An 11,028-nucleotide genomic window follows, 5' to 3' on the forward strand; every position below is an offset into this window, starting at 1 on the left:
CGGTGAAGATAAGGAACTGCTACGCGATGGATTTCCTCGATCTCGACCACGTCGAGTTCCACGTGGGGGACGCCCGCCAGGCGGCGTACGTGCTGTCCGCGGGGCTCGGTTTCCGCCTGCTGGCGCAGGGCGGGCCGGAGACCGGTCTGCCGGGGCAGCGCAGTCTGCTGCTGGGGCAGGGCGGCTGCCGGGTGCTGCTGACCTCGGGCCTGGAGCCGGGGCACCCGGCGGCGCGGTACGTCGCCCGGCACGGGGACGGGGTGGCGGTGCTGGCGTTCGGCGTCCGGGACGCGGCGGCCGCGTACGCGGGTGCGGTGTCCGGCGGGGCGCTGGGGCTGGAGCCGCCGCGGGAGCGGGGCGGGGTGGTGACGGCGGTGGTGTCGGGGTTCGGTGACGTGGTGCACCGGCTGGTGCAGCGGCCCGGCGCGGGCGGCGGGTTCCTGCCGGGGCTGGTGGCGGTGCCGGGGGCCCCGGAGCCGGGGCCGGAGCTGGTGCGGGCGGTCGACCACGCGGCGGTGTGCGTGCCGGACGGGCAGTTGGACGCCACGGTGGCGTACTACTGCGAGGCGTTCGGGTTCGAGGTGGTCTTCGAGGAGTACATCGAGGTCGGCCGGCAGGGCATGTTCTCCCGGGTGGTGCAGAGCCCGTCGGGCGGGATCACCCTGACGCTGATCCAGCCGGACGGGTCGCGCGAGCCGGGGCAGGTGGACGACTTCCTGGCCTGGCACGGCGGCCCGGGCGTGCAGCACCTGGCGCTGTCCTGCGGCGACGTGGCGGCGGCGGTGGACGCGATGGCGGGGCGCGGGGTCGGGTTCGCGCCGACGCCGGACGCCTACTACGACACGCTGCCGGTCCGTCCGGCGGAGCGGCTGCGCAGCCGCGGGATCCTGCTGGACCGGGACCACTGGGGCGAGCTGTACCAGATCTTCGCGACCTCGCTGCACGTGCGGCGGACGTTCTTCTGGGAGCTGATCGAGCGGCACGGCGCCCGCACCTTCGGCACCGCGAACATCCCGGCGCTGTACGCGGCCAAGGAGCGCGAGCTGGCGGCCCTGCGGGTGCCGGCGGCGCGCGGCGGGGTGGTGGCGAAGTGAGCAGCACGACCGGCGAGCTGCGGTTCGAACTGACCGCCGAGGAGCTTGAGTTGCTGCCGAGCGCGGCGGACGTCGCGTTCTACGCGGAGCACGGCTGGTACCTGGCGCCGAAGCTGTTCCCGGACGCCGAGGTGGACGCCCTGGCGGCGGCCGCCGAGGCGTACTACGCGGGGGCGCGCAGCCGGGAGCTGCCGGTGCGGCCGCCGCGGCTGGCGGCCTGGAAGCCGTCGGACGGGCCGGTGCAGCGGCACAACGACTACGTGCACTACGAGAGCGACCCGATCGCGCGCGTCCTGTGCAAGCCGCTGCTGGGGGCGGCGGCGGCGCTGCTGGCGGGGGTGTCGGAGGTGCGGGTGTTCCAGTCGACGCTGATCCTGAAGCCCGCGGTGGCGGGCGAGCCGAGCAACGTGGTGCCCTGGCACATCGACAAGCACTACTGGTCGACGTCGAGTTCGGAGCGGATGCTGACGGCGTTCGTGCCGTTCCACGACTGCGACGAGGAGATGGGCACGCTGACGGTGGTGGACGGCAGCCACCGCTGGCGGGAGGTGGGCCGGGAGGACTCGGTGACCCGGCACTTCGCGGACCGGGACCGGGACGACCTGGAGCGGCTGCTGGCGGTCAACGCGGCGCACAACGGCGCCGAGGTGCGCAAGGTGCCGCTGGTGATCCCGAAGGGGCACGTGTCCTTCCACCACTGCCGCACCTACCACGGCTCGGGCCCGAACCTGAGCGGGCGGCCGCGCCGGGCGGTCTCCTTCCACCTCCAGGACGGGGCGAACGAGTACCGGCGCTTCGCGCTGTCGGACGGCGGTGCGGCGGTGTACAACCACGACGTGCTGGTGCGGCGGCTGCCGGACGGGCGGCCGGACTACGCGGACCCGGAGTTCTGCCCGGTGCTGTGGCGCTCCCCGGGGGCGGACGGCCGTGGCTGACGCGGAGCTGTACCGGACGGTGGCGCTGGTCCGGGGTTTCGAGCGGCGGGCGGTGGAGCTGGTCCGGGCGGGGGTGGTGCCGGGCGGCATCCACCCGTGCACGGGGCAGGAGGCGGTCGCGGCGGGCGTGTGCGCGGCGCTGCGGCCGGACGACGTGGTCACCTCCACCCACCGCGGGCACGGGCACGTGCTGGCGAAGGGCGCCGACCCGGCCCGGATGATGGCCGAACTGGCGGGCCGGGAGCCGGGGTTGAACCGGGGCCGGGGCGGTTCGATGCACGCGGCGGACTTCGCGCTGGGCGTGCTGGGCGCGAACGCGATGGTGGGCGCGGCGGTGCCGATCGCGGCGGGTGCGGCCTGGGCGCTGCGCCGGGCGGGCTCGGACCGGGTCGCGGTGGCGTTCTTCGGGGACGGCGCGGTGAACCAGGGCGTGGTGCTGGAGGCGTTCAACCTGGCGGCGCTGTGGCGCGCGCCGGTGGTGCTGGTGTGCGAGAACAACGGGTTCGCGACCTCGATGCGGACGGCGGACGCGGTGGCGGGCAGCATCCTGGGCCGGGCCCGGGCGTTCGGCATCCCGGCGCTCGCGGTGGACGGGACGGACCCGCGGGCGGTGCTGGCGGCGGCGTCCGCGGCGGTGGCCCGGGCCCGGGCGGGCGGCGGCCCGACGCTGCTGGAGTGCGCGGCGTACCGCTTCGACGCGCACCACACCTGGGAGCACACGGCGCGGCCGGGCTACCGCTCGGCGGCGGAGGAGGCGGCGGGCCGGGCCCGGGACCCGCTGGAGGTGCAGGGGGCGCGGCTGGCCCCGGAGGTGCGGTCCGCGATCGACGCGGAGCTGGACGAACTGCTGGACGCCGCCGTGGAGTTCGCGCGCGGCGCGCCGCACCCGGATCCGGCTTCGGCGCTCGACCACCTGTACGCGACGCCGCTGGTGCCGGTGCCGGTGCCGGTGCCGGTGGAGCCTGTTCCGCTGCACGCGACGGAGGTGGGCTGAGGTGCCGAAGCTGTCGTACCTGAAGGCGTTGAACCGGGCGCTGGGCGACGAGATGGCGCGCGACGCGTCGGTGTGCGTGTTCGGCGAGGACGTCCGGGTCGCGGTGTCGAACGTGACGGCGGGGCTGGCGAAGCGGTTCGGGCCCCAGCGGGTGCTGGACACGCCGATCTCGGAGCAGGCGTTCACCTCGTTCGCGACGGGCGCGGCGCTGGTGGGGCTGCGGCTGCTGGTGGAGTTCCAGATCCCGTCGCTGCTGTTCCTGGCGTTCGAGCAGATCGCCAACCAGGCGCACAAGTTCTCGCTGATGTCGGGCGGCCAGGCGCGGGTGCCGGTGACGTACCTGCTGCCGGGCTCGGGCTCGCGGGAGGCCTGGGCGGGGCAGCACTCGGACCACCCGTACGGCCTGTTCGCGCACGTGGGCGTGAAGACGGTGGTGCCGGCCGTGCCCTCGGACGCGTACGGGCTGCTGCTGTCGGCGCTGCGCGACGACGACCCGGTGGTGGTGTTCGCCCCGGCGGGTGCGCTCGGGGTGCGCGAGGACGTGGACCTGGCGGCGCTCGGGCCGGTGCCGCTGGGCCGGGGCCGGGTGCACCGGGCGGGCACGGACGTGACGGTGGTCGCGGTCGGCCACCTGGTGCAGGAGGCGCTGGCGGTGGCCGGGGAGCTGGCGGGGCGCGTCTCGGTGGAGGTGTTCGACCCGCGGACCCTGCACCCGCTGGACCGGGCGGGGCTGGCGGCCTCGCTGCGGCGCACGGGGCGGCTGGTGGTGCTGGACGACTCCAACCGCTCCTGCGGGTTCGCCGCGGAGGTGCTGGCCACCGCGGCCGAGGGGCCGCGGCTGCGGGCCGCGCCGCGCCGGGTGACCCGCCCGGAGGGGGCGGTGCTGCCGTTCGCCCCGGCGCTGGACCGGGCCTGCCAGCCCGGCCGGGCCGGGCTGCTGGCGGCGATCGAAGAAGTGACGGGCGTGCTCAGGGAAGGCGGCGGGACGTGAGGGACACCGGTATCAGGGCGCGGCTGGCCGCCGACCCGGGGCTCGGCACGGGCAACGTGCTGACCTCGCTGCTGGCGCACGGCGCGGACCCGGACGGGCCGGGCGCGGCGTTCGACGTCCCGGTCGACGGCTTCCCGGCCGGGCGGGGGCTGACGCTCGGCCAGCTGCGGGAGCGGGTCGCGGCCCGGGCGGCCTGGTGGCACGGGCGCGGGATCGGGCCGCGCGACGTGGTGGCGCTGTACGTGTCGGGGTCGGCGGACTGCCTGCTGAACTTCCTGGCGCTGACCTGGCTGGGCGCCGTCCCGGCCCTGCTGAACCGGCACCTGCCGGGCGACGTGGCGGCCGAGTACGTGCGGCGGCTGCGGGCGGCGGCGCTGCTGACGGACGCCGAGCACCGGGAGCGGCTGGCGGGCGCGGAGTTGGGCGTGGCCCTGCACGCGGACGCCGGGCCGCACGCTGCCGGGCTTCCTGCTGCTGGGCTGCCTGCCGCCGGGCCGGGCAGCGGGGATCCCGCGGCGGCGCCCGTCCCGTACCGGCACCACGCGGACGACCCGGTGGTGATCACGCACTCCTCGGGGACGACGCGGATGCCCGCCGCGGTGGTGCACTCGCACGCCAGCCTGTTCGCGGCGGTGAAGCTGTTCCGGCTGGCGGCGCCGCGCGCCCGCGGCACCGAGCGGATCCTCAGCGCGCTGCCGGCCGCGCACGCGGCGGGCGTCTCCACGCTGAACCTGGCGCTGTGCCACCGCAGCGAGGTGCTGTTCCTGTCCGCGCAGGACGGTGACGGGGTGCTGGCGGCGATCGAGCGCTGGGAGCCGACCGGGGTGTTCGGCTTCGCCGCGACCTGGGCGCAGCTGGCCCGGCACGACCTGACGGAGCGTCGGCTCTCGTCCGTGTCGCTCTGGTTCAACACCGGCGACTGCGCGCACGAGCCGCACGTCCGCCGCCTGGTGGCGGCCGGTTCCCGGGTGACGGTGACCCGGGAGGGGGTGCGGCGGGTGCCCGGCTCGCACTTCGTCGACGGCCTGGGCTCCACCGAGATGGGCCACTCCGCGTTCCACCTCACCCACGGCCCGGACACCGAGCGGTACGGGCGCTGCATCGGCGTGCCGCACGGTTTCGCCGAGGTCGCGCTGCTGGACGTGGCCACCGGCCGGGAGGTGCCGGTCGGCGAGGTCGGCCACTTCGCCCTGAAGGCGCCGACGCTGGCGCCCGGCTACTGGAACGACTCGGCGGCGACGTACCGCAACCGGCTGGACGGCTACTACCTGACCGGCGACCTGCTGTACCGCGACGCGGAGGGCTACTACTACCACGTCGACCGGGCGGTGGACGCCGTCGACCTGGGCGGCGGCGAGTGGCTGTACACGGCGCTGAGCGAGGAGCGGATCCTGACGGCCTGCCCGGACGTGCTCGACTGCACGGTGGTGTCGCTGCGCACCGGTCCGGCGGACGACGCGGCGGACGACGCAGCGGACGGCCCGGTGGTGACGGACGTCCTGCTGGCACTGCGCCCGGACGCCGACCCGTCCGCGGACCGCTCCCCGGCCGTCCGGGCGGCGCTGACGCCCGCGGCGGCGGCGACCCTGCGCGCGGTGCTGGTGATCGGCGAGGAGGAGCTGGTCCTCGGGCCGACCGGCAAGGTCCGCAAGTTCCTGATGCGGCAGCGGCACCGGGCTGCGGTGGGTGCGGCGACCGGGGCCGCTGGGACCGCTCGGGCCGCTGGGGCGGTGGCGCCGTGAGGGGCCCCGCCGAGCGGATCGAGGTGCCCTTCGCCGGGGACGGTTCGGGCACCGGCGAACTGTCCTGGGGCATGTGGGAGATCTGGCACGCCATGGTCGCGCAGCGCAACTCGCTGCCGATCGGCGGCACGTCCGTCCTCCCCGCGGACAGCACGGTCGAGGCGGTGGCGGCGGAGCTGCGCTACCTGATGGGCCGGTTCCCGTCGATGCGGACCAGGCTGCGCTTCGGCCCGGACGGGCACCCCACGCAGGAGTTGTTCGCGTCCGGCCGGATCCCGCTGGAGCTGTACGACGCGTCCGCGGGGGAGGATCCGGCGGAGCTGGCGGCGCGGGTCGAGGCGGCGTACCGGGAGCGGCCGTTCGACCACGCCGGGGAGTGGCCGGTGCGGATGGCGGTGGTGCGGGCGGGCGGGCGTCCGACGCACCTGGTCAGCGTCATGAACCACCTGGTGGCGGACGCCGCGGGCGGGGCGATCATGCTGCGCGAGGTGCGTGAGCGGGCGAGCGGCCCGGTGGTCGGGTTGCAGCAGCTGGAGCAGGCGGCCTGGCAGGGCTCGGCGGCCGGGCTGCAGCAGAACGCGCGGGCGCTGCGGCACTGGGAGCGGATCCTGCGCAGCGTCCCGGCCCGCCGGTTCGCCCCTTCCGCCGATCCGCGCGAACCCCGGCACTGGACGGGCGAGTTCCGCTCCCCCGCCCTCCCGCTGGCCCTACCGGTGCTCGCCGCCCGCACCGGCGGCGACCCGCGCGCCGTCCTGCTGGCGCTGTACGCGCTGGCGCTGCGCCGGATCGGTGCGGCCGAGCCGGTGGTGCTCCGTCCGGTGGTCAACAACCGCTTCCGTTCGGTGGTCGGCGGGACGGTCTGCATGGCCGCCCAGGCGGGCATCGCCGTCCTGGACGTGGGCGACGGCAGCGTCCCGGCCGCCGTCGCGGCGGCCCGGGGCGCGACCCTGGCGGCGTACAAGCACGCGTTCTTCCACCCGGAGCGGCTGAACGAGCTGATCGCCCGGGTCGCGGCGGAGCGCGGCGAGGACCTGGACGTGCAGTGCTTCTTCAACGACCGCAGCACCCTCGCCGCAACGGCTCCCCGCCCCGCGCCCACCGCTGAGGAGCTGCTGGCCGCCCGGGCCCGCAGCACCTTCCGCTGGGTGCGGCGCACCGACCTCGCGGGCCGGATCCTGCAGGCCCAGTTCGAGGACGCGCCGGAGGGGCTGCTGGTGGAGGTCCTGACGGACACCCACCACGTCTCCCCCGCCGACGCCGAAACGCTGGCGCGCACGGTGGAGGAGCTGGCGGTGGCGGCCGCGCTCGGCTTCCTGGCGGAGGACGCGAGCACGAACGCTGCTGCCGAGGGCCCGCGGCCGGACGGCGGCGCTGACCGCCCCGGTCCCGCGGACGCCGAGGCGGGCCCGGGTCCGGGTCCGGATCCGGGTCCGGGTCCGGGTCCGGGTCCGGACCGCACCGACGCGAACGCTGCCGCGAGCCCGCCGCCGGACGACGGAACGGACCCGCCCGGCTCCGCGGACGCTGCCGCGAGCCCGCGTCCGAACGGCACCGACGCGGACGCGGGCACGAACCCCGGCGTGGTGGGGGCGGGGGTGGCGCGGTGACGTTCCCGCTCGCGGTCGGCGACCGGTTGCCTTCCGGCGCACCCGGACCGGTCGTCCGGCCCGCTCCCCTCTGCGGCGCCGCCCGTTCCGTCCGTTTCGTCCGTCCCGCCCTCCCGGGTCCGGGTCCGGGTACGGGTACGGGTGCGCGGCGGGGGTGGGGCCGGTGACGTCGCTGTTCGCGGTCTCCGACCACCTGCCGTCCGGGCGGGTGCCGATCGAGGCGTTGGCCGGGGAGCTCGGGCTGACGCCGATGCAGGTGCGGATCTTCCGCCGCTACCACGGGCTGGGCGAGGTCAGCCGGGACGAGGGCGGCAGCCTGCTGGACCTGCTGCGGGGTGCGGTGGCCGGGTTGGCGGCGCTGCGCGGCCGGGAGCACCTGGTGCGCTACGTGCTGCACGCCCGTTCCTTCCCGACCGTCGTCCCGTACCCGCACGATCCGGTGCGGGAGTTGTGCGCGGAGCTGGGTCTGGACGCGGGGGTGCCGGTGTTCTCGGTGGGCCATCACGCCTGTGCCTCGGGCCTGTTGGCGATCGACGCGGCGGGTCGGCTGCTGGCCGCGGACGGCGGTCCGGGGGCGTTGGCGCTGGTGCTGGCCGGGGAGAAGGCGTTCACGCCGGAGGCCGCGGCGGTGCCGGGCAGTTCGTTCTTCGGCGAGGGGGCCGGGGCCTGTCTGGTGTCGGCGTCCGGCGGGCGCGACCGGGTGCTGTCGTACGCCGTCGACCTGCGCGGCGAGTTCGACACCGTCGCGGACTGCGCGGAGTCGGAGTCGGAGTTCCAGCGGATCTACGGCGAGGCGTTGGCGGCGGTGGTGCGGGCGGCCGTCGAGCGGGCCGGGCTGTCGCTGGAGCGGGTGACGGCCGTGCTGCCGCACAACGTCAACCGGGTGGCCTGGCACCAGGTCTGCCGGGTCCTGGGCTATCCGCGCGAGCGGGTGGTGCTCGACCACGTGCCGACGGTCGGGCACGTCTTCTGCGCCGACCACTTCCTCAACCACCGCACCGCCCGGCAGCGCGGCCTGCTGCGCCCGGGCGAGCCGTACGTGATGGCCGCGGCGGGCGCCGGACGCGGTGCGACGTTCGCCGCCATGGTCCTCCAGCACTGACCACCCCTCGTTCGAAGGATTCCTCCTGATGACCTCCTGTGACCAACTGGTCTCCACCATCTGCGAGTTGCTGCCGGTCGTGCTCAAGCGCGAGGTGTCCGGCGCGGATGCCGGCACCGCGCTGCTGGACGCCCTCGGGCTGAACTCCACCACCGGCTTGGAACTCGTCCTGGAACTGGAGGAGCGCCTCGGCCTGGAGATCAGCGTGGAGGACCTCGGCCGGGACGACTTCGCCACCGTCGGCTCGCTCGCCGCGTACGTCGCGGACCACCTGCTGGCGGACGCGTGAGCATCCGCACCCTGCTCCCGCCAGCCCTGTCCACCCCGCCCGCCGCCCCGCCCGGCGCTCCCTCGTCCGGCTGGGGCGTGCGCCGCGCGGCCCGGCTGGTCTTCCCGGAACCGTCCGCGCTGGCCGCCGATCCGGTGCACGCGGCCCGGCTGCACCGCTACCTGTCCGACCTGCTGGCCCCGTACGGGCTGGCCCCCGCCGAGCCGGACGCCACCGGCCAGTCGTACGGGGAGATGGCCGAGGCGCTGATCGGGGCGGTCGTCCCGGCGGGCGAGCAGGTCGACCTGCTGGTGCTCGCGCACTCCGTCCCCGACCTGACTCCGGGCCGGGCCACCGCCTGCCGCCTGGGCCACGTCTGTCCGGGCGGCCCGCTCTCCTTCGCCGTCACCGACCAGGGCGGCACGGCCGCGTCCACCGCGCTGCGGCTGCTGGCGGCGTACGCGGACTCGGCCGGGCTGCGGCGGGCGCTGCTGCTGGTGGTGGAGCAGGACCGGCTGCCGTACGACCCCGGTGTCCCGGTCGCGCTGCCCGCCGCCAGCCGGGGCGTGGCGCTGCTGTTCGGCGACCCGCTGCCCGGTGAGCGCCCGCTGCGGATCGACCCGGCCGCCGCCACCGCCACTGCCGCCGCCACCGCCGCCCGGTCGGGCACCGATCCGTGGTGGGAGCTGGCGGGGCTGGTGGCCGACCGATGACCGAGCCTTCCACCCCGCTCCGGCTGACCGACTACCGGGAACCGGCGTACCGTCAACTCCCCTCCTCCATAAGCGACTTCGTCGAGGGCGGGGCCGGTGACGAGCAGGCGCTCGACGCGGACCGGCGGGCCTTCGCCCGGGTCACGCTGCGGCCCCGGGTGCTGGTCGACGTCTCGGCGCCCGGCACCGCCACGGAGCTGCTCGGCACCCCGCTGGCCACTCCGGTCGGCGTCGCCCCGACCGCGTACCACCGGCTGCTGCACCCCGACGGGGAGCTCGCCACCGCCCGCGGCGCCGGACGTGCGGGGGCGCTGTACGTGGTCAGCCTGTTCGCCTCCCGCACCCTGGAGGAGATCGCGGCCGCGGCGCCCGGGCCGCGCTGGTTGCAGCTGTACTGGCTGCGCCGCCGGGACGTGCTCGCGGGCCTGGTCGACCGGGCCGCCGACGCCGGCTACCGGGCCCTCGTCCTGACCGTGGACGCCCCGCACCTGGGCCGCCGCCACCGGGACGCCCGCAACGGCTTCGCCGTCCCCCCGGACGTGCGGGCCGTCAACCTGGACCCGGCCCTGATGGCCGCCGCCCACCGCCCCGCCCCGGGCCGCTCCGCGCTCGCCGCGCACACCGCCGAGGCCGTCGACCCGACCGTGACCTGGTCGGACCTCGCCTGGCTGCGCGCCCGCAGCCCGCTGCCGCTCGTCCTGAAGGGCGTCCTGACCGCCGAGGACGCCCGGCTGGCCGTCCGGCACGGCGTCGACGCGATCGTCGTCTCCAACCACGGCGGCCGCCAACTCGACCGGGCCCCGGCCGGGTTGGACGTCCTGCCGGAGGTCGTCGACGCGGTCGCCGGGGCCTGCCCGGTGCTGTTCGACGGCGGGGTCCGCAGCGGCACCGACGCCTACGCGGCCCTCGCCCTCGGCGCGCGGGCGGTCCTGCTCGGCCGCCCCGTCCTGTGGGGCCTGGCGGCCGACGGCGCGGACGGCGTGGCCGGGGTCCTCGACCTGGCCACCGCCGAACTCGCCCACACCATGGCCCTCACCGGCCGCCCGGCGCTCACCGCCCTGGACCGCACCGCCGTCTCCTTCACCCCCGCCCCGTGACCGCCCCTCCCGTGGCCGTCCCTCCCGTGACCGCCCCGCCGCACCGGGACACCGTCCTGCTCCACCTCGTCCCCGACCCCGGCCCCGGCCTCCCCCTGGGCCCCCTGCTCGCCGACCTCTCCCCCGCCGAACGGCTGCGCGCGGACAGCTGCCGCGACCCCGACACCCGCCGCCGCTACGTCCTCGCCCACGCCGCCCTCCGCCGCCTCCTCGCCGAACGGCTCGGCACCGCCCCCGCCGAACTCCGCTGGCAGCACGGCCCGCACGGCAAACCCGCCCTCCCCGGCGACGCCCCCCGGTTCAACCTCTCCCACTCCGGCGCCTTCGCTCTCATCGCCCTCTCCCCCGTGCGCCCGGTCGGCGTCGACATCCAGCGCATCCTCGCCACCACCGACCCCACCCCCCTCGCCGCCCGCTACTTCCCGCCCGCCGAGGCCCACCTCCTCCGCACCACCCCCGACCCCGCCCGCCGCGCCGCCCTCTTC

The 11,028-nt window shown here is 76.6% G+C and carries 11 protein-coding genes; all 11 read left to right on the forward strand.

Features of this window, described 5'->3' with window-relative positions:
* Nucleotides 1-26: 26 nt before the first annotated feature.
* Nucleotides 27-1,094: a 4-hydroxyphenylpyruvate dioxygenase gene (gene hppD / locus OO57_RS32475; protein ID WP_033256327.1), complete on the forward strand. Its 1,068-nt coding sequence runs from the start codon at nucleotides 27-29 to the stop codon at nucleotides 1,092-1,094.
* On the forward strand, nucleotides 1,091-2,029 hold the full coding sequence (locus OO57_RS32480) for a phytanoyl-CoA dioxygenase family protein (RefSeq protein WP_081974121.1): 939 nt from the start codon (nucleotides 1,091-1,093) through the stop codon (nucleotides 2,027-2,029). Before hppD ends, OO57_RS32480 begins: the two co-directional genes overlap by 4 nt.
* Nucleotides 2,022-3,023, forward strand: coding sequence for a thiamine pyrophosphate-dependent dehydrogenase E1 component subunit alpha (locus OO57_RS32485; protein WP_051778536.1), 1,002 nt, complete (start codon nucleotides 2,022-2,024; stop codon nucleotides 3,021-3,023). Before OO57_RS32480 ends, OO57_RS32485 begins: the two co-directional genes overlap by 8 nt.
* 1 nt (nucleotide 3,024) lies before the next feature.
* Nucleotides 3,025-4,014, forward strand: coding sequence for an alpha-ketoacid dehydrogenase subunit beta (locus OO57_RS32490; RefSeq protein ID WP_033256328.1), 990 nt, complete (start codon nucleotides 3,025-3,027; stop codon nucleotides 4,012-4,014).
* On the forward strand, nucleotides 4,011-5,756 hold the full coding sequence (locus OO57_RS32495; protein WP_033256329.1) for a class I adenylate-forming enzyme family protein: 1,746 nt from the start codon (nucleotides 4,011-4,013) through the stop codon (nucleotides 5,754-5,756). Before OO57_RS32490 ends, OO57_RS32495 begins: the two co-directional genes overlap by 4 nt.
* Nucleotides 5,753-7,363: a condensation domain-containing protein gene (locus tag OO57_RS32500; protein WP_033256330.1), complete on the forward strand. Its 1,611-nt coding sequence runs from the start codon at nucleotides 5,753-5,755 to the stop codon at nucleotides 7,361-7,363. The genes OO57_RS32495 and OO57_RS32500 overlap by 4 nt, the downstream gene beginning before the upstream one ends.
* 163 nt (nucleotides 7,364-7,526) lie before the next feature.
* Nucleotides 7,527-8,465, forward strand: coding sequence for a 3-oxoacyl-[acyl-carrier-protein] synthase III C-terminal domain-containing protein (locus OO57_RS32505; RefSeq protein ID WP_033256331.1), 939 nt, complete (start codon nucleotides 7,527-7,529; stop codon nucleotides 8,463-8,465).
* Between the two features lie 28 nt (nucleotides 8,466-8,493).
* Entirely contained in the window at nucleotides 8,494-8,754 is a 261-nt protein-coding gene (locus tag OO57_RS32510) for a phosphopantetheine-binding protein (protein ID WP_033256332.1), read from the forward strand.
* Nucleotides 8,751-9,446, forward strand: a complete 696-nt coding sequence (locus OO57_RS32515; RefSeq protein WP_051778537.1) for a hypothetical protein — start codon at nucleotides 8,751-8,753, stop codon at nucleotides 9,444-9,446. The genes OO57_RS32510 and OO57_RS32515 overlap by 4 nt, the downstream gene beginning before the upstream one ends.
* Nucleotides 9,443-10,543 (forward strand): alpha-hydroxy acid oxidase, encoded by a 1,101-nt coding sequence (locus OO57_RS32520; RefSeq protein WP_033256333.1) that lies wholly within the window; start codon nucleotides 9,443-9,445, stop codon nucleotides 10,541-10,543. Before OO57_RS32515 ends, OO57_RS32520 begins: the two co-directional genes overlap by 4 nt.
* Nucleotides 10,544-10,554: 11 nt before the next feature.
* Nucleotides 10,555-11,028 (forward strand): 4-phosphopantetheinyl transferase (locus OO57_RS32525; protein WP_158715304.1); only part of this gene is annotated, 474 nt, incomplete at its 3' end.

Origin of the sequence: Kitasatospora phosalacinea, from assembly GCF_000717185.1 — a bacterium.
Classification (GTDB): Bacteria; Actinomycetota; Actinomycetes; order Streptomycetales; family Streptomycetaceae; genus Kitasatospora; species Kitasatospora phosalacinea_A.